Genomic DNA, 23,824 nt, shown 5'->3' with positions numbered 1-23,824 from the left:
TGTTCACCTCAACCTTAACGAATGTTGATAATTGCATCGAAGAGCGTACTGGCAGTCTGGAGAACCTGGGCGTTCGCCAGGTAATACTGCTGATAACGCTGCAAATTGCCATACTCTTCGTCGAGGTTTACCCCAGAGATGGTCTGCTGCTGCTTGATTAACTGCGTCTCTACGTTAGCTTTCGTCTGGCTGCTCACCTTCAGTGACGCCGTTGAGCTACCCACGGTACTGACGAGAGAGGCATACGCATCGTTGAAGGTTTTGTTGCCCCCCACGACTTTCGCGTTTTGCAGATCGAGCAGTTTCTGGCCGTTACGGTTATCACTTTCGCCGCCGTTCTGCACTGACGCCATCGCCAGTTTGGACTCGTCGCTGATCGCCAGATCCATGTTCATGATGACGTCGGAAACCGGCTTCACGGTAAAGCTGTCTTTGGTATTTGCCGTGCCGCTCACGTTGACGTTAAGGCCATCAAACGACAGATTGCCGCTGGCATCCGGGCTCATCGTAAAGCTGGTTTTGTCTGATGTACGGGTGATCGTCCAGTCAGTACCGTTGAACTGCAGCTTATAGTCTGTCGCCTGGACCTGTTTGCTGTCCGTCACAGAGGCCGTAACAACCGCCGATCCGCCGTTCTTGCTGTTGGACAGCACCGCCGGAGAACCAAAGTTGAACAGCTTACCGCCCGCATCACCGTTAGCGTCAAAACCGGCTTCATGCTGCGTGTTCATCGAATCGGCAAAGGCCAGCGCCATCTGGTTCAGGGTATTACGGGCTTTATCCAGATCTTCCGTACGGAAAGTCAGTAAACCGCCTAATGAACCGGTGGTGATCATTTTTTCCGGGATCTCGACGTTCCCGGCCACATCATCGACATAGGCCACGGTAGTACGGGCCGGATCGGCACTCGACTTCACGGCAGCCAGCTGGTTGGCTTTGCTGCCCTGTACCAGGCTGTAACCGTTGCCGAAAGAGATGTTAAACGTGCCGCTATCCTGGACAGAGACTTCCACGCCGACGATTTTGTTCAGCTCATTGACGAGCTGATCGCGCTGATCAAGCAGATCGTTAGGCGATGCGCCCGCGCCGACGCCGGTCAGACGGGAAATCTGATCGTTCAGATTGGCAATCTGTTTGGCATAGTTGTTGATCTGAGAAACGCTGGTGCTAATCGCGGTATTCACCTGCGTATCCTGGTCGCGAAGATACTGATCGTTGGTTTTAAACTGATTGACCAGACCGCCCGCTTTACCCAGCACCGTCTGACGTGCCGCCGGGTCTTCCGCGTTGCTCACCAGCGTTTGCAGACTCTTGAAGAAGTCCTGCAGCGTGGTGGAGAGCGAGTTGGTGGTATCGGAGAGCACGTCGTCGATTTTTGACATCTGCTGGTAGCGCGTCGTCAGGCCGCTGCTCTGCGTCTGCGCGGCGCGCAGCTGGTTGGTGATGAAGGCGTCATACTCACGCTGGACACCGGAGACATACACCCCGTTACCCACCCAGCCACCGCCGGTCAGCGTGCTGTTAGATGCGCCCAGCACCGTGGTCTGGCGGGTATAGCCTGCCACGTTATAGCTTGAAATATTATTACTGACGGTATTGAGTGCCGACTGCGCAGCACTGAGGCCACTCATGGCGCTGTTAATCAAACTGGACATGGGGGTTCCTTTTATACGTTCAGACACGAGTCCTGATGAAGGTTATCGGCAACCTCCACCGGGACTTGAGAACTTTCAGAACAGATTTTCAATATCTGTGCTATAGGCTTTGCTGACCTTCTCGCCCATTGATTTCAGCTGCTGGATCATGCTGGTGAGCTTACGCGCATAGTTCGGGTCGGTCGCGTAGCCCGCGTTTTGCAGCGCCTGAGCGCCCTGCTCCGCCGTCGCCGCCTGCGTCACGGCGGTATAGCGCGGATTTCGGCTCAGCAGGCCAACATAATCGGACAAGGCTTCCAGATACGAGCTGTAGACGCGGAATTTGGCTTTCACCTTCACCGCCGCACCGTTCTCGTATTCGGTGGTCGTGATCTCCGTGGTTGGCCCCTTCCAGCTGGAGGTAGCTTTCACGCCGAAGATGTTGAAGCTCGGCTCGCCGTTTTCCTTGCGGATCTGGCGCTGACCCCAGCCCGACTCCAGCGCGGCCTGCGCCAGAATCAGGTGATGCGGCACGCCGCTCTGTTCGCTGGCAAGGCGCGCAGGCAGAGAAAGCTGCGCCAGGAAGTCTTTGCTGTCACCGGAGAGCGGCTCATCGCCGCTGCCCGTGGCTTTCGGCATGGCTTTACGCACCATTTGCGTCAGAGCCTGGTTCTGATAGCTGGTCACCGTTTCCAGGTCGAACTTCATCGGTACCTGCTGCGGCTGATCCTGAGGCTGAATGCCCTGCGCGGCTTCGGTCTGCTTGACAATCATGTCAGCCAGACCGAGGCCTTTCCCGGCGGTCATCTGCTGCGCAATCTGCTGGTCATACATGCTGGTGTAGAGACGCGTTGAATCACTGCTGAACATCCCGTCTTTCGGCAGGGTTTCGCGCATGCTTTTCAGCATCATCTGTACAAACATCCCTTCCACCTGGCGGGCGACCGGGCGGATATTCGCCGCCGGGTCTTTTCCTGCTTTGGTTTTCAGTTCGTTGAGCGACTGGGCATCCCAGGCTGCACTGGTCAACAGTTTGCTATCGGTCAGCATTAGATGATTTCCAGTTTGGCGCGCAGGCAGCCCGCACTTTGCATCGATTGCAGGATGGACATCAGATCCATCGGCGTTGCCCCCAGGGCATTCAGGGCACGCACCACGCTGTTCAGGTTGGCGCTGGAGCGCACGCTTTGCAGTGACCCGCCGCTCTGGCGCATATCAATCTGCGTTTGCGGCGTCACCACCGTCTGACCGCCACCAAATGGCGTATTCGGCTGGCTCACGTTCGCGGAGCGGTTTACCGTCACGGAGAGGTTCCCCTGCGCCACGGCGCAACTGTCGAGCGACACTTCCCGGTTCATGACCACCGAGCCGGTACGGGAGTTGATGATCACCTTCGCATCCTGGACCGGAACGTTCACTTCCATATTCTGGATATCGGCCAGCATGCGCACCTGGTTGCTGCTGCCGGTGGAGGTGCGGATCTGCACGGTGCGCGCATCGAGTGCCGTTGCATTACCGTAGCCGCGGCTGCGGTTGATGGTATCGGCAATCTGCTGCGCCATCGTGAAGTCTTCATTATTGAGCTGCAGGTTGATGGTGTTGCCCGCGCCAAACTGGGTCGGCAGTTCACGCTCAATGATCGCCCCGTTGGTTATCCGTCCACCGTTAAGCTGGTTCACCTGCACGCTGCTTCCGCCTGCGGATGCTCCCGCACCGCCGACCAGAATGTTCCCCTGCGCCAGCGCATAAACCTGGCTGTCGACGCCTTTCAGCGGGGTCATCAGCAGCGTACCGCCACGCAGGCTTTTGGCGTTACCCATTGAGGAGACCACCACGTCAATGGTTTGTCCCTGACGCGCAAACGCCGGGTAGGACGCGGTGACCATTACTGCCGCCACGTTTTTCAGCTGCATATTAGTTCCCGCTGGCACGGTAATGCCGAGCTGGGAAAGCATGTTGTTAAGGCTTTGGGTGGTAAAGGGAGTCTGGGTCGTCTGGTCACCGGTACCGTCCAGCCCCACCACCAGACCATAGCCAATCAGCGAGTTTTCACGCACGCCCTGGACGCTGGTGAGATCGCGAATACGGTCAGCCTGGGCAAAGGTAGCCACCAGCGCGAGCGCCACGGCGAAGATCGATTTAAACATGGGTCACCTCGCTTACATCGGCGATAAATTAAGGAAGAAGCGCTGCAGCCAACCCATATTTTGCGCTTCATTGATATAGCCGTTCCCGACGTACTCAATGCGTGCATCCGCCACCTGAGTGGACGGAACGGTGTTGGTGCCGCTGATGGTGCGAGGGTTAACCACGCCCGAGAAGCGAATGAATTCAGTGCCCTGGTTGATGGCGATCTGTTTTTCACCCACAACATGTAGGTTGCCGTTAACCAGTACCTGGTCAACCGTCACCGTCAGCGTACCGCTGAAGGTGTTGCTGGCATTCGCGCCGCCTTTACCGTTAAAGGTGTTGCCGCCAGAGGCATCGACATCAGCACGCGCGTTGCCGAACAGTCCCTGCAGGTAGCGTGGCACGGTGTCGAAGCCAAAATTCGTTTTGCCATCGCGGCTGGCGTTCGCCGACGAGCTCTTGCTCGCGCTGACGTTTTCCTGCAGCACAATGGTCAATGTATCGCCGACGTTACGCGGGCGGCGATCTTCAAACAGCGGCTGATAGCCGTAATTAATCGGCTGCGCGGTCTGGAAAATGGAGCCGTTTACCACTGGCGCAGGGCCAGGAACGGGTTGGGCAGTCGTCGCACCCTGGACCAAAGGTTTAGACGGGATCCAGGCACACCCGCTGAGGGTGACGGCCAGAACAGTCAGTATCGGATAACGAAACGCCGCGTTTTTTTGCATTGCCTTCATCTTCGAAAACAGGGAGCCGGCGCGGCGTTTACCGCACCGGGCTACACCTTAGAGTTGCGTCAGTTTCTGCAGCATCTGGTCGGTCGTCGACACTGCTTTACTGTTAATTTCATACGCGCGCTGGACCTGGATCATATTCACCAGCTCTTCCGCCACGTTCACGTTGGAGGTTTCAACATAGCCCTGATACAGCAGGCCCGCGCCGTTCAGGCCCGGGGTACTTTCATTTGGCGTACCGGAGGATTGCGTCTCGGTGTAGAGGTTCTCACCAATGCTTTCCAGACCGGTATCGTTCATGAAGGTGGTCAGGTTAAGCTGCCCAACCTGAACCGGCGCGGCCTGCCCCTGCTGGGTTACGCTGACCACACCGTCACGACCGATGGTGATGCTCAGGGCGTTCGCCGGGATGGTAATCGCAGGCTGTACCTGGAAACCGCCCGCCGTCACCAGCTGGCCGTTCTGATCGACCTGGAACGAGCCGTCGCGGGTGTAGGCAGAAGTCCCGTCAGGCAGTTGCACCTGGAAGAAGCCCTGGCCTTTGATCGCCACATCTTTGCTGTTATTGGTCTGAGACAGGTTGCCCTGACTGTGCAGACGCTCGGTGGCCACCGGACGAACACCGGTACCGATCTGCAGACCCGATGGCAGCGTCGTCTGTTCAGAAGACTGCGCCCCCGGCTGGCGGATGGTTTGATAAAGCAAATCTTCGAAAACGGCGCGCTGACGCTTGAAACCATTGGTGCTGACGTTTGCCAGGTTGTTGGCAATCACGTCCATATTGGTTTGCTGGGCGTCCAGGCCAGTTTTCGCGATCCATAAAGAACTGATCATAAGGAATCCTGTTAGCTCATAGCCAGAAGTTGGTTAGCCTTGCCCGCGTTTTCATCCACGCTGCTGATGATCTTCATCTGCATTTCAAAGCGGCGGGCGCTGGCGATCATGTCGGTCATGGCTTCGACCGGCTTGACGTTACTGCCTTCCAGGACGCCGGACATCACGCGGATGCTCGGGTCGGCCTGTAAGGTGGCACCCCGCGTCGCCTGTGCCGCCTGGGTCAGACGGAACATGCCGTCGTCGCCACGCTGCACCTCTTTGCCTTCCGCTTTGACCAGCTTCAGACGACCGACGGGCGCAACGGTATTGGCCGGGTCGCCCGGGTTGAGCGCCGAAATGGTGCCGTCCGCAGCGATAGTCAGCTCAGAGCCTTCCGGTACGGTCAGCGGACCCGCTTCCCCCATCACCGGATGCCCCTGAATCGTCAGCTGGCCCGTCGCGCTCACCTGGATGTTCCCGTTACGGGTATAGCCTTCACTGCCGTCCGCCGTTTGCACCGCCAGCCAGCCGTCCTGCTGCAGAGCCACGTCCAGCGGGCGTGAGGTGTAATCCATCTGCCCTGGCGTCATATCGGCGCCTGGGGTCGATGCGGTCACCAGCGTTCGGGTCGGCAGGGAAAGCCCTTCTACCGGCACCGCGCGCAGCGCATTAAGCTGCGCGCGAAAACCCGGCGTTGAGGCGTTTGCCAGGTTGCTGGCGGTAACGGCCTGCTGATTGAGCGTCTGACTTGCCGCGCCCATCGCGGTATATATTGCGTGATCCATTGCGCTTTCCTGTTAGCCGCTTAACGCAGGTTAACCAGCGTGTTGAGGATCTGGTCCTGGGTTTTGATGGTCTGCGCGTTCGACTGATAGTTACGCTGCGCGACGATCATGTTCACCAGTTCTTTACTCATATCCACGTTGGAAGCTTCCAGCGCGCCGTTGGTCAGCTTGCCAAAGTTACCGGTGCCTGCGGTACCCAGAAGCGCCACGCCAGAGGACTGGGTGGCAGACCAGACGTTGTCGCCTTCCGATTTCAGACCTTCGTTGTTGGCGAAGTTTGCCAGCACGATCTGACCCAGAACCTGAGACTGTTCGTTAGAGTAGCTTCCCACCACGGTGCCATCGTCGTTGATCTGGTAGCTCACCAGATCGCCTGGCTTGTAGCCGTTCTGATTGGTAGCCACCACGCTGTTCGCGCCGGTGTTCTGCTGCATGGAGTTCTGGAAGCTCAGGGAGAAAGTCGCCGCCGTTGCACCGCTGACGGAGCCCGTGGTGATGTTAATGGCCGGCGTGGCGTTTGGCGCTGCGCTCAGCACACCCGCCGCGTCGTAGTTATACACACCCGCCAGGTTACCGTTCGCATCAAAGTTCATCTGCGCCGCTTTCGTCGCAGCAGAACCCGCTACGCTGCCGTCCTGAGTGTAAAGATCCCATTTATTGTCAGCCGTCTTAACGTAGTAGACGTACATGTTATGGGCGTTACCCTGGCTGTCGAATACGGTCACGGTCCCTTTTTTGTTGTAGGTATCCGGGTTAGTCGCATCGAAAGGAGCGGTTTGAACAGGATCGGTTGAGTTCAGGTTGATCTGCTGCGTCGCGGTGGTGGTCGATTTCGCCGCCATCAGGGTATTCGGGATGGTAATTGCCTGAGGGTTCGCACCGGTCTGAACGGTAGGCGGCGTTCCCGCTACCGGGTAGCCCGTCAACTGCATGCCCTGCATGTTCACCAGCGTACGGTTTTCATCCAGCTTGAACTGGCCGTTACGGCTATAGAACACGGAACCGTTGGAGTCGACCATACGGAAGAAACCGTTCTGGCTGATGGCAACGTCCAGACCACGACCGGTGTTGGTGGTGGTGCCGTCGCTAAAGTCCTGAGTGATGCCCGCAACTTTCACGCCCAGGCCGACTTTGGAACCGGCAAACATGTCTGCAAAGGAAGCAGAACCGGATTTAAAACCATAGGTCGCGGAGTTGGCGATGTTGTTGCCAATGACGTCCAGGTTGGTGGCCGCAGCATTCAGGCCGCTGACCGCTTGAGAAAAGGCCATGACTTACTCCTGATAAGTGTTAAGGCTTAGATAATCTGCCGAACTTCGTCGAGTGTGGTGGAACCAGAGGTTCCCAAATCCAGTTTGTTGCCGTCGCTTCCTTTAATCACGCCCTGGACCAGCGCGAACTGCAGCGGCTGCGCTACCAGCTGGGTCGTCCCGTTGCTGGCGCTGATTGCCACTTTGTAGGATCCGTTTGGTGCTTTGGTGCCGTCGGTCAGGCTGCCATCCCAGGTAAAGGTGTGAACGCCCGCCTTCAGCTCGCCGATATCAATGGTGCGAACCACCACGTTATTGGCATCCGTGATCGTTGCCGTCACCTTCTCAGCTGGCTGCTGGAGCTCAACGCCAAACGGCGTGGTCGTCGTGGTGGTATTGCCGTCGGTGGTGCTGGTGCCTGCCAGAATCGTGGTTCCCGGGATCATCACCCCGTGGCCAATCAGGCTTGCCGCCTGCAGAGACTGGGCGCTGTTAATCTGCCCAGAGACGGAACCGAGGGTGGTGTTCAGTTTCTCAATGCCGCTCACGGTACTGATCTGCGCAAGCTGCGTGGTCAGTTCGTTGTTCTGCATTGGGTTGGTGGGATCCTGGTTCTTAAGCTGCGCCACCAGCAGCGTCAGAAAGCTGCCCTGAAGGTCGGCGGCGTTACTCCCCGTCAGGGAGTTAGAACCTGTCGTACTCTTTGTGTTGTTAACACCCGAGTTCGTAGGATCATTCACATTTACGGCGATGGACATGCATGTCTCCTTTATTGGCCGAGAGTGAGTGTTTTGAGCATCATGCTCTTCACGGTATTAAGCACTTCGACGTTGGCCTGGTAGCTACGGGAAGCCGACATGGAGTTCACCATCTCACCCACCACATCCACGTTTGGCATCTTCACATATCCGCTGGCATCCGCAAGCGGGTTACCCGGCTCATACACCAGCCTGTCCGGCGCCTGGCTCTCTACCACATCAGAGACCTTCACGCCGCCCGTCGCCGCGCCTGGCGCAGCATCGACCTGAAAGACAACCTGTTTGGCACGATAGGGCTGGCCGTCGGGTCCGGTGACGCTGTCGGCGTTCGCCAGGTTACTGGCGGCCACGTTCAGGCGTTTGGACTGTGCGGTTAACGCCGAACCGGCGATATCAAAAATATTCAGCAAGGCCATCTATCAGTTCCCCCCTGCAGGACGTTCATCATGCCTTTGATTTGTCCGCCGAGTACGGTCAGGCCCGTCTGGTATTTCAGGCTGTTGTCGGCAAACTGGGTACGCTCCCGGTCCATATCCACGGTGTTACCGTCGAGTGAGGGCTGATCGGGAATGCGATAAAGTAAATCAGTCGCTGGCGCGGTCATCGCCTGAGCAGGAATATGGCGAGAGGATGTCATGGCAAGTGCAACACCCGTTCCTTCGGCACGTCCACGCTCCATCACCTTTTTGAGTTCACTGGAAAAATCAATATCGCGCGCCTGATACCCCGGGGTATCGGCGTTAGCGATATTGGCGGCTAAAATCTCCTGCCGCTGGGCGCGTAAGTTGAGCGCTTCCTGCTGAAAACGTAACGCGGCGTCGAGTTTATCGAGCATGTCTCCTCCGCTGATGGCAAAATTTCAGTTCACAGCTTAAATCTCACCCGGTCTCCCCTATCGACGGAATAAGCGCAAAATGCGTCGCTATTTATTCCGTTGATGCAAAACCACTGCAGGTAGAATTCGTTCAACTCTGGAAACGGTGGAACTTGCGATGCAAACGTTAAAACGTGGTCTGGTGGCGGCTCTCTTGCTGTTAAGCCCTCTGGCGCAGGCTGAAGGGTTACAGGATCGGCTAACGGCTTTTTTTGCTGAAAAACTGGCAGGCTTTAGCGATGACGTGACCGTTACCGTGCGCACGCCACCGAATCTGTACCCGACGTGTGACCAGCCGTCCTTCAGCGTGGTAGGGTTCACAAAGCTTTGGGGGAATGTGAACGTGCTGGCACGCTGCGCCAACGAAAAACGCTATTTACAGGTTGCCGTTCAGGCGACGGGCAATTATGTTGTCGCTGCCGTACCCATTGCGCGCGGCAGCGTGCTGCAGACAAACAGCGTGACGCTGAAGCGCGGCCGTCTGGATCAGCTGCCGCCACGCACCATGCTGGATATTAACCAGGCACAGGACGCCGTCAGCCTGCGCGACGTCGCGCCAGGCCAGCCGATACAGATCTCCATGCTGCGTCAAGCATGGCGGGTAAAAGCAGGCCAACAGGTGATGGTGGTGGCCAACGGAGATGGCTTTAGCATCAACAGTGAAGGGAAAGCGTTGAACAATGCCGCGGTGGCGCAAAACGCCCGCGTCAGAATGTCCTCAGGCCAGGTGGTGAGCGGAACCGTCGATGCTGATGGGAATATTCTGATTAACCTATAATCTTTTTAAAGATTTCGCGGCGCGTGCCGATAAATATTCCACTAATGATGATGTCAGGCGCAAACGCCGCGAACCCTCGATGAGGACAACACTATGAGCATTGATCGTACATCAGCCCTGAAGCCGGTAAGCGCTGTACAACCTCGCGAAACGAATGACGCTACGGCGCAGAAAACGCGTCTGGAAAAACCGTCAACGTCCAACAGCACCAGCGTGACCCTGAGCGACGCGCAGGCAAAACTGATGCAGCCGGGCAGCAACGATATCAATATGGAACGTGTTGAAGCGCTGAAAACAGCTATTCGTAACGGTGAGCTGAAAATGGACACCAGCAAAATCGCTGACGCCCTGATTCAGGAAGCACAGAGTTTCTTACAGAGTAACTAACCGTATGAGTCGACTGTCAGAAATACTGGATCAAATGACGGTTGTCCTGAACGACCTGAAAACGGTAATGGACGCTGAACAGCAGCATCTCTCTTCCGGTCACATCAACGGCAGCGCGCTGCAGCGTATTACTGAAGACAAAAGTTCGCTTCTGGCAACGCTGGATTATCTGGAGCAGCAGCGACGCGCTGAGCAGGATCCTAAGCGCAGCGCCAATGACGATATTATTGAGCGCTGGCAGACCATTACCGAAAAAACCCAGCACCTGCGCGATCTTAACCAGCATAACGGCTGGCTACTGGAAGGTCAGATTGAGCGTAATCAGCAGGCGCTTGAGGTGTTGAAACCGCATAAAGAAACCGGACTGTATGGTGCGGATGGTCAGACAGCAACTGCACGTATTGCGGGTGTGAAAAAGATTTCGATTTGACGCTTAAGCGACAAATTATGCAGTGGGGAGCACCCTAAGGTGAACTCCCCTTTTGGCGTTTATGCCGTCCGGCGGGCAAACTCTTTGACTTTGAAACCCAGCACCGCGAGCGTGGCAAAGTACGCCACCACCCCGACGCCTACTACGGCCATCAGCCGCATCAGACGATAAGGCATGGTACCCAGGGACCATTCCGGCATCACGTACATCATGCCGAGCAGCGCGGCAGACATCACCAGTACCGCAACGATCAGGCGCGCCAGGAAACTCCCCCAGCCCGGCTGCGGCGTGAAAATATCCTGCTTGCGCAGCTGCCAGTACAGCAGCCCGGCATTCAGACAGGCCGCCAGACCAATCGATAATGACAGGCCTGCATGCTTCAGCGGACCAATAAACGCCAGGTTCATCAGCTGCGTCATAATCAGCGTCACGATGGCAATTTTTACCGGCGTTTTGATGTCCTGACGCGAATAAAAGCCCGGCGCCAGCACTTTCACCACGATCAGCCCCATCAGTCCCACGGAGTAGGCAATCAGCGCGCGCTGGGTCATGGCGGCATCGAAGGCGGTGAACTTCCCGTACTGGAAGAGCGACACCGTCAGCGGTTTGGCCAGAATACCCAGCGCCACAGCGCTTGGCAGGGCCAGCAGGAAGCAGAGACGCAGGCCCCAGTCCATCAGGCGGCAATACTCATCATGATTACCGCTGGCAAAGCTTTTCGACAGCGACGGCAGCAGGATGGTCCCCAGCGCCACGCCCAGCACCCCGGACGGGAACTCCATCAGGCGGTCGGCATAGTACATCCAGGAAACCGAGCCGGACACCAGGAACGAGGCAAAGATGGTGTTGATAATCAGCGAGATCTGGCTGACGGAGACGCCGAGAATGGCGGGCCCCATCTGCTTGATGACGCGCATCGCCCCGGCATCTTTGAGGTTGATGCGCGGCAGCACCAGCATGCCGATTTTTTTCAGATGCGGCAGCTGATACGCCAGCTGCAGCACGCCGCCCACGGTGACCGCCCAGGCCAGCGCCAGTACCGGCGGGTTGAAGTGCGGCGCAGCGAACAGGGCAAAGCCGATCATGCTAACGTTAAGGAACGTCGGCGCAAACGCAGGAACAGAAAAGCGGTTCCAGGTGTTGAGGATCGCCCCCACCAGCGAGGCCAGCGAGATCAGCAGAATATAAGGGAAGGTGATGCGCAAAAGCTGCGAGGTCAGGGCAAACTTGTCGGCCGTATCGGCAAAGCCGGGCGCGGTCACCATAATCACCCAGGGCGCGGCCAGCATCCCGAGGACGGTCACCACCGCCAGCGCCAGCGTCAGCAGGCCGGAGACATAAGACACAAAGACGCGCGTTGCGTCCTCGCCCTGCTTGCTTTTATATTCCGCCAAGATGGGGACGAATGCCTGAGAAAACGCCCCTTCCGCAAAAATACGACGCAGCAGGTTCGGTAATTTGAACGCGACGAAAAAGGCGTCCGTGGCCATCCCTGCACCAAATACCCTTGCCACAATGGCGTCGCGCGCAAAACCCAGCACGCGGGAAAACATGGTCATCGAGCTGACGGCCGCCAGCGATTTTAATAAGTTCATTAACGTGAATTTCCAGAACCATACGGATTTCCAGGACGGGCAAGCGTAAGCGCCACCCGGCAAAGCCTACAAGCGGCGCTTAGTCTACCCGGATTTCAACGAATTACTATCCGCAGATGTTACAGCGAGTTATTCACTCATGGCCTCGCGCCAGAGCCTTTCCACAACGCGCTGCGCCATGATGGCCTGCTCGCCGGACGTTTCAGGAACCGTCTGATTTTGCACGCAGGAGATGAAGTGACGGGCACAGCCGGCAAAACCGCGCTGTTCAAGCGTGCTCTGCCAGCCAGGGGCAGGTAGCGTCACCACGCCGCTGCCCTTCTCCTCCCGCCATTCACGCATGTCGGTTATGTCGTACAACGCGCCGTCGGTGACGGCCTGGACGCATTCTCGCTGGCTGCCCGCACGACGATGCATGCTGGTGGTTACCTGCAGATGGTCAATCGAGAAATGATGTTCGGCGTAGACCATTTCACCCTGCTCGTTCGTCAGTAGCGTGCCACTTTGCAGCTGCGCATTACCGCTGGCGAGCCACAGCGCCGTATCCACAACGTGCAGATAGTCATCCAGCAGCGTGAAGCGCAGATCGTTAGGCCCGATGCTGTCTGTGCGGTGTTTATCCATCCGCAGCGAGGAAAGCGTGCCCGACTGTGCCTTGAGCTTCTGGTAAAGCGGTGCGAAGCGGCGGTTGAAACCGACCATCAGCGTCAGTTTTTTACGCGCAGCCAGTTCAATCAGCCGCTCGGCATCCTGAACATTTTCAGCCAGCGGTTTGTCCACGCAGACGTGAACCCCCAAATTGAGCAGTTCGCTCACCACCTGATAATGGGTTGCCGTTGAGGTATGGACAAAGACCGCATCGCACTCGCGGGCCAGATCCTGCAATGAGGCAGCATACGGCATGCGCCAGGTTTCGCAGATACGTTCTGCCTTTTCTCGGGTGGGTGACCATGCCCCTTGCAGGGTCCAGTCCGTCGCCGCACCTAAAACAGGCAGCCAGGCTTTTTGTGCGATACCGCCCAGCCCCACCACGCCTACGCGTAATTTTTTCACCGTCAGTCTCCCAAATGTGCCAGCAAGGCATCCAGACGCTGTTTCAACCCGGCGACCTCGTCTTCCAGCGCCTCTACGCGGGCAACCAAATCGTCATCTCCAGCATTCATATCGGTTGCGCTGGATTTCACTGAAATATCAACGTCACCGCTGAACAGATGCATATAGCGGCTTTCACGCTTGCCCGGCTCGCGCGCCAGACGCACCACGTATGGGCCGTCTTCGCGAGAAGCCAGCCCTTCCAGGGTCTGCTCGACCTCCTGCATGTCGCTGAACTCGTGCATGCGGGAAGCGCGGGTGCGCAGTTCCCCCGGCGTCTGCGCCCCGCGCAGCAACAGCGTGGTGATGACCGCCACTTCCGCACTGCTCAGCTTCAGGTCGCCAAATTCGGAGTTACAAAAGCGCTGTTCGTATTTGGTCACACGGTTGCCGAATCCGCTGACGGTGCGCAGATAGTGGCGTTTTACCAGGGCGTCCAGCACCTCCTGAACGTCATGTTCGCTGAGGTTCATCACCGGCTCGCGGTTGGTTTTCTGGTTGCAGGCCATGGTCACGGCGTTGACGGAGAGCGGATACTGCTCCGGCGTGGTGACCTGTTTTTCGAGTAAGCACCCAATCACGCGCGCTTCTGTACCGTTTAGCTGATACTTCATCTTTTCTCCTTAACGACCTGCAGTCCAGTCCCGGGTGGTTAATGCCGTCAGAACGTGGTCGCGCCACTCTCCGTCTATCAGCAGATAATCTTTGGCGTAACCCTCTTTCTCGAACCCTAAACGCGCCAGCAGATTTCCGCTGCGCTGGTTATGCGGCATATAGTTCGCCATAATGCGATGGATGTGCTGCGTGCGTTGCATATAGCGGATCGCTACCGTCAGCGCCTCGTACATCAGCCCCTGTCCCTGCCACTTCTGGCCGATAGAGTAGCCAAGGTAGCAGGCGTGAAACGATCCCCGCACCACGTTTGAAAAATTGGCGATCCCGATAATCTCTTTCTCTTCAGGATCCAGCAGCGCGAAATAAAACGCGCTGCCCTGCTTGTGAAATTCCGTAATCATGCTGAGGCGCGCCTGCCAGCCGGAAGGGTAACAATGGCTCTCATCCCGAACGGGTTCCCAGGGTTTTAAAAACTGGCGATTCTCGGCGTAATAATCCGCCAGACGCCAGGCATCACGCTCATGCACCAGACGAACGACCAGCCTGTCCGTTGTCAGACGCACTTTTGGCACATTACTGCGATAGCCAAACATCGATACCACTCCTTCCCGTCACTTCAGCTTACCCATTAGCTTTACTATACCTGCGCCTGCGCCGTCTGTGAAAACAGTGACATACCATTTTCACCTCTTTTCACACTTTTCGATGAGAACTCTCTATCAAAGCACCCTTTTGATAAAAAAATATTGTCGCGTTCAGGGGTGGGAAAAAACGCGGCGACACCGCAGAATGTTAGCGTGCTCACCATCTTATTTTCCCTGGAGGGAAAATGTCCCGCGTATCACAGGCCAGGAGCCTGGGTAAATATTTCCTGCTCGTCGATAACATGCTGGTCGTGCTCGGCTTTTTTGTCGTTTTTCCGCTTATTTCGATCCGCTTTGTCGATCAAATGGGCTGGGCGGCACTCATGGTCGGCATTGCCCTGGGGCTACGCCAGTTTGTCCAGCAGGGCCTGGGCGTCTTTGGCGGGGCCATCGCCGACCGCTTTGGTGCTAAACCGATGATCGTAACCGGTATGCTGCTGCGCGCGGCAGGGTTTGCCACGATGGCGGTCGCTCAGGAGCCGTGGCTGCTCTGGTTCTCCTGTTTCCTCTCCGGTATCGGGGGCACGCTGTTCGATCCGCCCCGCACCGCGCTGGTGGTAAAGCTGATTCGCCCGCAGCACCGCGGCCGCTTCTTCTCGATTCTCATGATGCAGGACAGTGCCGGGGCGGTTGTCGGCGCCCTGCTGGGAAGCTGGCTGCTGCAGTATGACTTCCGTCTGGTCTGTGCGGCTGGCGCGGTACTCTTTATTCTGTGCGCGCTGTTTAATGGCCTGTTCCTGCCGGCGTGGAAACTGTCGACGGTGAAAGCGCCGGTCCGGGAAGGGCTTGGTCGCGTCCTGCATGACAAGCGCTTTGTCACCTATGTGTTGACCCTGACGGGATATTACATGCTGGCCGTGCAGGTCATGCTGATGCTGCCGATCATGGTTAACGACATTGCAGGTACCCCTGCGGCGGTGAAATGGATGTACGCCATCGAAGCCTGCCTGTCGTTAACGCTGCTCTATCCGATTGCCCGCTGGAGCGAGCGACGTTTTCGTCTGGAACATCGTCTGATGGCCGGACTGTTCCTGATGACGCTGAGCATGATGCCGATCGGCCTGGTGAACACGCTCCAGCAGCTGTTTACGCTGATTTGCACATTCTATATTGGCTCGATCATCGCCGAGCCTGCCCGCGAAACGCTGAGCGCCTCGCTTGCGGATGCGCGTGCGCGCGGCAGCTATATGGGGTTCAGCCGCCTGGGGCTGGCACTCGGCGGGGCATTAGGTTACGCCGGGGGCGGCTGGTTGTTTGATGCCGGCAAAGCGTTAAATCAACCTGAACTCCCGTGGATGATGCTTGGCGCGGTGGGCTTTATGACGCTACTCGCCCTGTGGTGGCAGTTCAGCCAGAAACGCAGCGCGAGCGGCATGCTCGAGCCGGGCGCGTAGCCTTTCCTGAGGTATCCCCACGGATTAATGTGGGCAGGGAACAATCCCCTCGCCCCTTTGGGGAGAGGGTTAGGGTGAGGGGAACATACGGCTGTGGTGGTCATTCCGTTCACTTTATATTTCTTGCTACTCTTTAACGACATGACCGGTGAACGTGCCAGGGCGGCTCCCGCCCCACTTCTCAGTTTTTTCTGCTGGTTTCTACCCATTCACGCTGACATACTGGCGTAACAGGACAGAAGCGCCGATTTTTCGTTGAGGAACACTATGAAGAAAATTGTTTTAGCCGCGGCATTGGTTGTCAGCGGTCTGCTGGTTGGCTGTAACCAGCTCACACAATATACCGTCAGTGAACAGGAAATTAATCAGGCGCTGGAAAAACATAACAATTTCTCGAAAGACATTGGCGTACCGGGTCTTGCCGATGCGCATATCGTGCTCACAAATCTCACCAGCCAGATCGGACGTGAAGAGCCAAACAAAGTCACCCTGGCCGGTGATGCGGACCTCGATATGTCCTCCCTCTTTGGTAACCAGAAAGCCAACATCAAGCTCAAGCTGAAGGCACTCCCTGTTTTCAATAAAGAGAAAGGGGCAATTTTCCTCCAGGAGATGGAAGTCGTCGATGCGCAGGTGTCTCCGGACAAAATGGCGCCGGTTCTGCAAACCCTGATGCCCTATCTGAATCAGTCGCTGCGGAATTACTTTAACCAGCAGCCCGCGTACGTCTTAAGTGAAGACAAAAGCAAGGGTGAAGCCCTGGCGAAAAAATACGCAAAAGGGATAGAGGTTAAGCCGGGTGAAATTATCATTCCTTTCACCGATTAACCCGAAGGGCGCTGCGGCGCCCTTTTTTTACGGAAAAGTGTGCAAACGAAAACGTTTCCGCTTATGATTTGTGTCCGGCAAAAACAGCCATCCTAATGACTGATTCCTGACAAGCCGGAGCTTCCATGACTGCACAACCCCAGGTTCTTAAAATCCGCCGCCCTGACGACTGGCATATTCATCTGCGTGATGGTGATATGCTGAAAACCGTCGTGCCTTATACCAGCGAAATTTATGGCCGCGCGATTGTCATGCCTAACCTGGTGCCACCAGTTACCACCGTCGATGCCGCGATAGCCTATCGCCAGCGCATCCTCGACGCCGTTCCTGCGGGACACGATTTTACCCCGTTGATGACCTGCTACCTGACCGATTCACTGGATCCGAACGAAGTAGAGCGCGGCTTTAACGAAGGCGTGTTTACGGCAGCGAAACTCTACCCGGCGAATGCCACCACCAACTCCAGCCACGGCGTCACCAGCATTGATGCCATCATGCCGGTTCTGGAACGCATGCAGAAACTGGGTATGCCGCTGCTGGTTCACGGTGAAGTGACGCATGCTGACATTGACATCTTCGACCGTGAAGCCCGTTTTATCGAGACCGTGATGGAGCCTCTGCGCCAGCGCCTGCCCGCGCTGAAGGTGGTCTTTGAGCATATCACCACCAAAGACGCGGCAGAGTACGTGCGTGACGGCAACGATCTCATCGCCGCCACCATTACGCCACAGCACCTGATGTTTAACCGTAACCACATGCTGGTGGGCGGGGTGCGCCCTCACCTCTACTGTCTGCCTATTCTCAAGCGCAACATCCACCAGCAGGCGCTGCGTGAGCTGGTCGCCAGCGGGTTCTCCCGCGCGTTCCTCGGTACCGATTCCGCGCCTCACGCCCGCCATCGTAAAGAGGCAAGCTGCGGCTGTGCAGGCTGCTTCAACGCCCCAACGGCGCTTGCCAGCTACGCAACTGTATTTGAAGAGATGAACGCGCTGGAACATTTCGAAGCGTTCTGCTCCCTTAACGGCCCACGCTTCTACGGCCTGCCGGTCAATGACACCTTCATCGAACTGGAGCGTAAAGCGAGCCACGTTGAGGAGTCCATTGCCCTGACGGATGACACGCTGATCCCATTCCTGGCGGGTGAAACCGTAAGCTGGACGGTAAAACGTTAAAAAATCAATGCCCCTTGTTGTCAAACTGATAATATACCTGTATAAATAAACAGTATATTACACAGGGGGCATTTATGCGTATTGAAGTCACCATAGCCAAAACTACCGTTCTGCCTGCCGGCGCGCTTGATGCACTGGCAGGCGAATTATCCCGTCGTATTAACAATACCTTTCCTGACAACGCAGGTGCCGTCACGGTGCGTTACGCCGCGGCAAACAACCTTTCCGTTATTGGTGCCGCAAAAGAAGATAAAGATCGCATCAGCGAAATCCTGCAGGAAACGTGGGAAAGCGCTGACGACTGGTTCATCACGGATTAACACTGCTCCCTCATTGTGTTTTTTTGCCGGGTCGCCCCGGCTTTTTTTTGCCTAAAATCCCGTAAGTTCAAATTAATTCGGCATCTTCTTTAAAAATCGTGAACGAGATGGTGTTTTATTGTTCGAACAATCCTAAAAAGCAGAAAAATGTGTTGCCACCTGTTTATTTTTCCCTTCGGAACCCTTATTACTTGGTATACTGAAGTTGCTTTCAGAAAAACATGCATTGAACCTCAAAGCCGTTGTCTTCTAACACGCATTAAGGGGGTTATAATGGAAAAGAATAGTGAAGTCATCCAGACCCACCCACTCGTTGGCTGGGATATCAGTACCGTAGATAGCTACGATGCGCTGATGCTGCGTTTGCACTACCAGACCCCAAATCAACTCAACCGTGAAGAAGCGGAAGTTGGACAGACGCTGTGGCTAACAACAGACGTCGCCCGTCAGTTTATTTCTATTTTAGAGGCAGGTATTGCAAAAATAGAATCTGGCGACTATCAGGAAAATGAGTATAAACGGCACTAAGCTTATGCCCACTTTTCACTCAACAGGCACCCTCGCGGTGCCTTATTTATTTCTCCCTTGTCTAACCCCGCGTTGTTAATTACTCTGCTAACAAAACATCAGTTTACGAGATGCATATGAGATACGACTTAATCATTATTGGCAGCGGATCCGTGGGTTCTGCCGCCGGTTATTACGCGACGCAGGCGGGCCTGAAGGTCCTGATGATCGATAGCCATCTTCCGCCTCATGCGGAGGGCAGCCATCATGGCGATACCCGCCTCATCCGCCATGCGTATGGCGAAGGCGAGCGCTATGTTCCGCTGGTGCTTCGCGCCCAGACGCTGTGGGACGAACTGGCGAAACAGACTGAAGACCGCATTTTCGAACGTACCGGCGTTATCAACCTGGGCCCGGCCCATTCTGAATTTCTCGCCGGCGTCGAACGCAGCGCGAAAGCGTTTAATCTGGACGTTGAGAAACTGGACGCGACGGGCATTAGCACGCGCTGGCCCGAAATTAGCGTCCCGGACGATTATATTGGCCTCTTTGAAGCCCACTCTGGTGTGCTGCATTGTGAAACGGCGATCAAGACCTGGATCGAGCTGGCAGAGAAGGCAGGCTGCGCGCAGCTGTTCAACTGTCCGGTGGACGCCATCACCCATGACGATAATGGCGTCACGGTAACGACCCTTGACGGTGAATATTCCGCGGATCGCCTGCTGGTCAGCGCGGGAACCTGGGTTACCCGCCTGCTGCCCGATCTGCCGATCCAGCCGGTGCGCAAGGTCTTCTCCTGGTTCCAGTCGGATGGTCGTTACAGCGTCCAGAATAAATTCCCGGCCTTCACCGGCGAATTACCCAACGGCGACCAGTTCTACGGCTTCCCGTCAGAAAAAGACGCGCTGAAAATCGGTAAACACAACGGGGGCCAGGCTATCACCTCCCCTGAAGAGCGTAAGCCTTTCGGCGCCTTTCCTCAGGATGGTTCGGAAGCCTTCTCGTTCCTGCGCACTATTCTTCCGGGCGTCGGCGGCTTGCTGTATGGCGCGGCCTGTACCTACGACAACACGCCGGATGAAGACTTTATCATTGATACGCTGCCGGGGCATGACAACACGCTGCTCATCACCGGACTGAGCGGCCACGGCTTTAAGTTTGCTTCCGTGCTGGGTGAAATCGCCGCGCAGTTTGCCCAGGGTATTGCACCGCAGTTTGATCTGACGCCCTTCTCCCTCTCGCGTTTTAACGGATAATTCGCCGCGGGCGCCGGACGTCCCGGGGCCCGTTTCATTCACACTGCATTACGGGGCGTTATGCGCAGGATCGTTAGCTTTCTGATGAATAATATTCGCGAGCATTTTATGCTCTATCTCTTATTGTGGGCGCTGTTGGCCATTATTGATTTTTTTTACATTGTATTTTACTGAAAAGCCTTACTGACAATAATTGACGTTAATTTATCTTTATTGAAACTCACCATTTCGCTTGCACGAAGAGATTGAATTAGCGCCAGCGATCCTTTTCAAAATTGCTGAAATAAATAAAATAAAAATCAATAGACAATTATTTCAGTTGCAATATCCCGCCTTCCCGTTCATTTTTACTTTCCGGTTAATTTGAAAATGGACATTCTGATGCAATTGCGTAACTCCTCCCGGCGCTACGGAATAATATCCATAGGTTTGCACTGGATATTTGCTCTTGCCGTCTACGGTATGTTTGGACTTGGACTCTGGATGGTCACGCTCAGCTATTACGATGGCTGGTATCACCAGGCGCCGGAGTTGCATAAAAGCATTGGTGTCCTGCTGATGCTGGGGCTGGTTTTCCGCGTGATCTGGCGACATATTTCCCCGCCGCCCGCAGCGCCAAAGACCCACAGTAAATTTACCCGCCTCAGTGCCGTCGCCGCGCATATTGCCCTCTATGCACTGCTGTTTGGCATCCTGATTAGCGGCTATCTCATTTCGACGGCTGACGGTAAGCCGATTAACGTCTTCGGCCTGTTCGACGTTCCGGCAACACTGAGCGATGCCGGGGCGCAGGCCGACACGGCGGGTGTCATTCACCTCTGGCTTGCCTGGAGCGTGGTGATCCTGTCCGTACTTCACGGGCTTGCCGCCCTCAAACACCATTTTATTGATAAAGACGACACGCTAAAGCGCATGCTTGGCCGCTCGTCAGTTGACTCTGGAGCATAAAATGAAAAAACACCTGCTGGGTATCGCACTGGGTTCTCTGTTATTCACCGCCGGTTCCGCCGTGGCGGCGGATTATAAAATTGATAAAGAGGGCCAGCACGCTTTCGTCAATTTCCGTATTCAGCACCTGGGATATAGCTGGCTGTACGGCACCTTTAAGGATTTTGACGGCACGTTCACCTTTGACGAAAAAAATCCCGCGGCCGATAAAGTCAATGTGACGATTAATACGAACAGCGTCGACACAAACCACGCAGAGCGCGATAAACACCTGCGCAGTGGGGAGTTCCTCAACGTCGCGAAATTCCCGCAGGCGACCTTCACTTCTACTGAGGTGAAGAAAGACGGCGATAAGCTGAATATTACCGGCAACCTGACGCTTAACGGCGTAACCAAACCGGTCACGCTTGATGCGAAATTACTGGGTCAGGGTGATGACCCGTGGGGAGGTAAACGCGCAGGTTTTGAAGCGGCAGGGAAAATTCACCTGAAAGATTTTAATATCACAACGGATTTAGGCCCGGCGTCTCAGGACGTGGAGCTGATTATTTCCGTTGAAGGTGTACAGCAGAAATCGTAATAACGTCGCCCGGCAGGCTTTCACCGTGCCGGGCGTTATTATCATTCCGGGTCAGGGATACCCAGTTTGGTATTCAGACGACCGCGTGATTTATTGAAAATCTTGTTGCCGTTTTCACGTCCTGCGCGACGGCGACGCTGCTCTTCTTCCGGCAGGATGCTCTCTTCGCTGCACAGCTCGCTACAACAGCCGTTAAACTTCTCGGCACAGGCCGGGCACTGAATGAACAGCAGATGGCAACCGTCATTTTTGCAGTTGGTGTGGGTATCGCACGGCGCGCCGCACTGGTGGCACTGGGCAATGACGTCGTCCGAAATACGTTCACCCATACGCTCGTCAAAGACAAAGTTTTTCCCGATAAAGCGTACCGGCAGCCCCTGCTCACGGGCGCGACGAGCGTACTCGATAATGCCGCCTTCAATGTGCCAGACCTTATTAAAGCCGTTGTGCTTCATCCACGCGCTGGCTTTCTCACAGCGGATACCGCCGGTGCAGTACATAACGATCTTTTTATCTTTATGCTCCTGCATCATCTCAACCGCTTTCGGCAGCTGCTCGCGGAAGGTATCGGCCGGGATTTCCATCGCGTTCTCGAAATGCCCCACCTCATACTCATAGTGGTTACGCATATCAATAAACACGGCATCCGGATCGTCCAGCATCGCATTCACTTCCGCCGCCTTCAGGTATTCACCGACGTCCGCCGGGTTAAACTCAGGATCGTCGATACCGTCCGCCACGATGCGCTCACGCACCTTCATGCGCAGCACCCAGAAGGATTTCCCGTCATCATCCAGGGCAATGTTCAGGCGTAAGCCGTTAAGGGCCGGGTCAAACTGATAAAGTACGTCACGGAAGGCGCTGACTTTGCTTTCCGGTACGCTAATCTGCGCGTTAATGCCTTCACGGGCAAGGTAGACGCGGCCGAAGACGTTCAGCGCCGTGAACGCCTGATAAAGCGCATCGCGTGTCGCCTGCGGATCGTCGATCGTGAAGTATTTATAGAATGAGATGGTGGTGCGCGGTTCGGTTTCAGCCAACATACGCGCTTTTAACATCTCATTCGACACGCGGTTGTGTAACACTGGCATGGTGTACAGTCCTGGAATCGTTAGAGAGAATGAAAATTCGGTCGGCATCATATAGCAAACAAAACCAATTTACATCCACACAATTTACGCTACATTTCACACACCCTGATTAATCAGGCTTAACAATTGCTGTATTCGTGCACGCTTCGAAAGCAGATATTTTGGCTACGCCTCAAAAAATGAGACACTAGCGAAACAGGACGTTTGAACACAGGAAAGACATGACCCAGTTACCAACATTTACTGCCGCCCTTTTGCATCCCCGCTATTGGTTGACCTGGCTTGGCATCGGCTTTTTATGGCTTCTGGTACAGCTTCCCTACCCTGTTATTTTTCGGTTGGGTAAATTTCTGGGCCGTTTCGCACAGCTGTTTATGAAGCGTCGCGCCAGAATCGCGTACCGCAACCTTGAGCTGTGTTTTCCGCAGATGAGCGAATCAGAGCGTCACGACATGGTCGCGAAGAATTTCGAATCCGTCGGGATGGGGCTTATGGAAACCGGCATGGCGTGGTTCTGGCCGGACAAACGCATGGCTCGCTGGAGTGAGGTGACGGGAACCGGCATGGATCCGGTGCATACGCTTCAGGCCAACCAGACGGGCGTTCTGCTGATCGGCGTCCATTTTCTGACACTGGAAATCGGGGCGCGTATGTTCGGCATGCAGGCGCCCGGCATTGGCGTTTATCGCCCTAACGATAACCCGGTCATCGATTTAATCCAGACCAACGGCCGCATGCGCTCTAACAAAAGCATGATCGACCGTAAAGATCTGAAGGGAATGATCCGCGCGCTGAAATCCGGTGAAGTGGTCTGGTATGCCCCCGACCACGACTATGGCCCACAGGCCAGCGTTTTTGTCCCCTTCTTCGCCGTTGAAGAGGCCGCGACAACCACCGGCACCTGGATGCTGGCGCGGATGTCCAAAGCCGCCATCGTGCCTTTTGTTCCCCGCCGTAAGCCAGACGGTTCGGGCTACGAGCTGATGATGCTGGAGCCGGAACTCGCACCGCCGCTTGACGATGCAGAAACCACCGCACGCTGGATGAACAGCGTGGTGGAGAAGTGCATCATGCTCGCCCCGGAACAGTATATGTGGCTGCACCGTCGCTTTAAAACCCGGCCAAAAGGCACGCCGTCCCGCTATTGATTTTCAACGTGCGGCCCTCAGGGCCGCATGCTGTTTTAGCTTTAAAAGCTCCCCCTCA

At 55.8% G+C, this 23,824-nt stretch carries 28 protein-coding genes; 13 read left to right on the top strand and 15 right to left on the bottom strand.

The window, feature by feature from the left end; genetic code table 11:
* Positions 1-14: 14 nt before the first annotated feature.
* From flgK to flgB, 10 genes are all read right to left on the bottom strand, one after another.
* Complete coding sequence (flgK, locus tag ACMGGQ_RS06435; protein ID WP_045910192.1) at positions 15-1,655, bottom strand: flagellar hook-associated protein FlgK; 1,641 nt, start codon at positions 1,653-1,655, stop codon at positions 15-17.
* A gap of 75 nt (positions 1,656-1,730) precedes the next feature.
* Positions 1,731-2,684 (bottom strand): flagellar assembly peptidoglycan hydrolase FlgJ, encoded by a 954-nt coding sequence (gene flgJ, locus ACMGGQ_RS06430; protein ID WP_021240767.1) that lies wholly within the window; start codon positions 2,682-2,684, stop codon positions 1,731-1,733.
* Positions 2,684-3,781, bottom strand: coding sequence for a flagellar basal body P-ring protein FlgI (locus ACMGGQ_RS06425; RefSeq protein WP_029740346.1), 1,098 nt, complete (start codon positions 3,779-3,781; stop codon positions 2,684-2,686). The genes flgJ and ACMGGQ_RS06425 overlap by 1 nt, the downstream gene beginning before the upstream one ends.
* Before the next feature lie 12 nt (positions 3,782-3,793).
* The gene (flgH, locus tag ACMGGQ_RS06420) at positions 3,794-4,492 is read right to left on the bottom strand and encodes a flagellar basal body L-ring protein FlgH (RefSeq protein WP_008500809.1); all 699 of its coding nucleotides are present in this window, start codon (positions 4,490-4,492) and stop codon (positions 3,794-3,796) included.
* Positions 4,493-4,549: 57 nt separating this feature from the next.
* Positions 4,550-5,332: a flagellar basal-body rod protein FlgG gene (gene flgG / locus ACMGGQ_RS06415; RefSeq protein WP_008500810.1), complete on the bottom strand. Its 783-nt coding sequence runs from the start codon at positions 5,330-5,332 to the stop codon at positions 4,550-4,552.
* A gap of 11 nt (positions 5,333-5,343) precedes the next feature.
* A complete protein-coding gene (locus ACMGGQ_RS06410) occupies positions 5,344-6,099 on the bottom strand; it encodes a flagellar basal body rod protein FlgF (RefSeq protein ID WP_008500811.1) in 756 nt (251 codons plus the stop codon).
* A gap of 20 nt (positions 6,100-6,119) precedes the next feature.
* The gene (gene flgE / locus ACMGGQ_RS06405; RefSeq protein ID WP_032650841.1) at positions 6,120-7,370 is read right to left on the bottom strand and encodes a flagellar hook protein FlgE; all 1,251 of its coding nucleotides are present in this window, start codon (positions 7,368-7,370) and stop codon (positions 6,120-6,122) included.
* A gap of 26 nt (positions 7,371-7,396) precedes the next feature.
* Positions 7,397-8,107, bottom strand: coding sequence for a flagellar hook assembly protein FlgD (flgD, locus tag ACMGGQ_RS06400; protein ID WP_032650840.1), 711 nt, complete (start codon positions 8,105-8,107; stop codon positions 7,397-7,399).
* 11 nt (positions 8,108-8,118) lie between these two features.
* Positions 8,119-8,523, bottom strand: a complete 405-nt coding sequence (gene flgC / locus ACMGGQ_RS06395; protein WP_008500814.1) for a flagellar basal body rod protein FlgC — start codon at positions 8,521-8,523, stop codon at positions 8,119-8,121.
* Complete coding sequence (gene flgB / locus ACMGGQ_RS06390) at positions 8,511-8,942, bottom strand: flagellar basal body rod protein FlgB (protein WP_088728400.1); 432 nt, start codon at positions 8,940-8,942, stop codon at positions 8,511-8,513. The genes flgC and flgB overlap by 13 nt, the downstream gene beginning before the upstream one ends.
* 157 nt (positions 8,943-9,099) lie before the next feature.
* Between flgB and flgA the strand changes: the two genes are divergently transcribed.
* From flgA to flgN, 3 genes are all read left to right on the top strand, one after another.
* Positions 9,100-9,759: a flagellar basal body P-ring formation chaperone FlgA gene (flgA, locus tag ACMGGQ_RS06385; RefSeq protein WP_023327100.1), complete on the top strand. Its 660-nt coding sequence runs from the start codon at positions 9,100-9,102 to the stop codon at positions 9,757-9,759.
* Positions 9,760-9,852: 93 nt separating this feature from the next.
* The gene (gene flgM, locus ACMGGQ_RS06380; protein WP_008500817.1) at positions 9,853-10,146 is read left to right on the top strand and encodes a flagellar biosynthesis anti-sigma factor FlgM; all 294 of its coding nucleotides are present in this window, start codon (positions 9,853-9,855) and stop codon (positions 10,144-10,146) included.
* Positions 10,147-10,150: 4 nt separating this feature from the next.
* Positions 10,151-10,576, top strand: a complete 426-nt coding sequence (gene flgN, locus ACMGGQ_RS06375) for a flagella biosynthesis chaperone FlgN (RefSeq protein ID WP_008500818.1) — start codon at positions 10,151-10,153, stop codon at positions 10,574-10,576.
* 59 nt (positions 10,577-10,635) lie between these two features.
* Here the strand turns inward: flgN and murJ are convergent, their stop codons facing one another.
* The 4 genes from murJ to rimJ all read right to left on the bottom strand — a co-directional run bounded on the left by murJ (position 10,636) and on the right by rimJ (position 14,471).
* On the bottom strand, positions 10,636-12,171 hold the full coding sequence (murJ, locus tag ACMGGQ_RS06370; protein ID WP_048975864.1) for a murein biosynthesis integral membrane protein MurJ: 1,536 nt from the start codon (positions 12,169-12,171) through the stop codon (positions 10,636-10,638).
* A gap of 129 nt (positions 12,172-12,300) precedes the next feature.
* On the bottom strand, positions 12,301-13,224 hold the full coding sequence (locus tag ACMGGQ_RS06365; protein ID WP_104948877.1) for a Gfo/Idh/MocA family protein: 924 nt from the start codon (positions 13,222-13,224) through the stop codon (positions 12,301-12,303).
* A gap of 2 nt (positions 13,225-13,226) precedes the next feature.
* Positions 13,227-13,877: a YceH family protein gene (locus ACMGGQ_RS06360; RefSeq protein WP_343665775.1), complete on the bottom strand. Its 651-nt coding sequence runs from the start codon at positions 13,875-13,877 to the stop codon at positions 13,227-13,229.
* 9 nt (positions 13,878-13,886) lie between these two features.
* Positions 13,887-14,471: a ribosomal protein S5-alanine N-acetyltransferase gene (gene rimJ, locus ACMGGQ_RS06355; RefSeq protein WP_008500822.1), complete on the bottom strand. Its 585-nt coding sequence runs from the start codon at positions 14,469-14,471 to the stop codon at positions 13,887-13,889.
* 236 nt (positions 14,472-14,707) lie between these two features.
* Between rimJ and mdtH the strand changes: the two genes are divergently transcribed.
* The 9 genes from mdtH (at position 14,708) to ACMGGQ_RS06310 (ending at position 21,527) form a co-directional block, all read left to right on the top strand.
* Positions 14,708-15,916 carry a multidrug efflux MFS transporter MdtH gene (gene mdtH, locus ACMGGQ_RS06350; protein ID WP_063621367.1) on the top strand — a complete coding sequence of 403 codons (1,209 nt, stop codon included), beginning with the start codon at positions 14,708-14,710 and terminating at the stop codon, positions 15,914-15,916.
* Positions 15,917-16,183: 267 nt separating this feature from the next.
* A complete protein-coding gene (locus tag ACMGGQ_RS06345) occupies positions 16,184-16,744 on the top strand; it encodes a lipoprotein (protein WP_045910186.1) in 561 nt (186 codons plus the stop codon).
* 125 nt (positions 16,745-16,869) lie between these two features.
* Entirely contained in the window at positions 16,870-17,916 is a 1,047-nt protein-coding gene (pyrC, locus tag ACMGGQ_RS06340) for a dihydroorotase (RefSeq protein WP_045334677.1), read from the top strand.
* A gap of 74 nt (positions 17,917-17,990) precedes the next feature.
* Complete coding sequence (dinI, locus tag ACMGGQ_RS06335) at positions 17,991-18,236, top strand: DNA damage-inducible protein I (protein WP_008500826.1); 246 nt, start codon at positions 17,991-17,993, stop codon at positions 18,234-18,236.
* A gap of 273 nt (positions 18,237-18,509) precedes the next feature.
* Positions 18,510-18,764, top strand: a complete 255-nt coding sequence (gene bssS, locus ACMGGQ_RS06330) for a biofilm formation regulator BssS (protein WP_008500827.1) — start codon at positions 18,510-18,512, stop codon at positions 18,762-18,764.
* A 116-nt stretch (positions 18,765-18,880) separates the two neighbouring features.
* Positions 18,881-19,999 (top strand): N-methyl-L-tryptophan oxidase, encoded by a 1,119-nt coding sequence (gene solA / locus ACMGGQ_RS06325; RefSeq protein ID WP_229225673.1) that lies wholly within the window; start codon positions 18,881-18,883, stop codon positions 19,997-19,999.
* 60 nt (positions 20,000-20,059) lie between these two features.
* Complete coding sequence (locus ACMGGQ_RS06320; RefSeq protein ID WP_420289728.1) at positions 20,060-20,173, top strand: DUF2770 family protein; 114 nt, start codon at positions 20,060-20,062, stop codon at positions 20,171-20,173.
* Positions 20,174-20,380: 207 nt separating this feature from the next.
* Positions 20,381-20,947 carry a cytochrome b gene (locus tag ACMGGQ_RS06315; protein WP_104950887.1) on the top strand — a complete coding sequence of 189 codons (567 nt, stop codon included), beginning with the start codon at positions 20,381-20,383 and terminating at the stop codon, positions 20,945-20,947.
* Between the two features lies 1 nt (position 20,948).
* Positions 20,949-21,527 carry a YceI family protein gene (locus ACMGGQ_RS06310; protein WP_045401851.1) on the top strand — a complete coding sequence of 193 codons (579 nt, stop codon included), beginning with the start codon at positions 20,949-20,951 and terminating at the stop codon, positions 21,525-21,527.
* A 41-nt stretch (positions 21,528-21,568) separates the two neighbouring features.
* On the opposite strand, the gene ACMGGQ_RS06305 is transcribed toward ACMGGQ_RS06310, so the two are convergent.
* On the bottom strand, positions 21,569-22,618 hold the full coding sequence (locus ACMGGQ_RS06305) for a rhodanese-related sulfurtransferase (RefSeq protein ID WP_008500831.1): 1,050 nt from the start codon (positions 22,616-22,618) through the stop codon (positions 21,569-21,571).
* Between the two features lie 221 nt (positions 22,619-22,839).
* Here ACMGGQ_RS06305 and ACMGGQ_RS06300 point away from each other — a divergent pair, with 221 nt between their 5' ends.
* Positions 22,840-23,766, top strand: a complete 927-nt coding sequence (locus ACMGGQ_RS06300) for a Kdo(2)-lipid IV(A) acyltransferase (RefSeq protein WP_045910183.1) — start codon at positions 22,840-22,842, stop codon at positions 23,764-23,766.
* Positions 23,767-23,824 lie beyond the last annotated feature (58 nt).

Source organism: Enterobacter sp. BNK-13 (assembly GCF_048685015.1).
In the GTDB taxonomy this organism is placed as follows: domain Bacteria; phylum Pseudomonadota; class Gammaproteobacteria; order Enterobacterales; family Enterobacteriaceae; genus Enterobacter; species Enterobacter quasiroggenkampii.
Note: the sequence above shows the minus strand (reverse complement) of the source record. Positions and strands in the feature narration are given on the sequence as shown.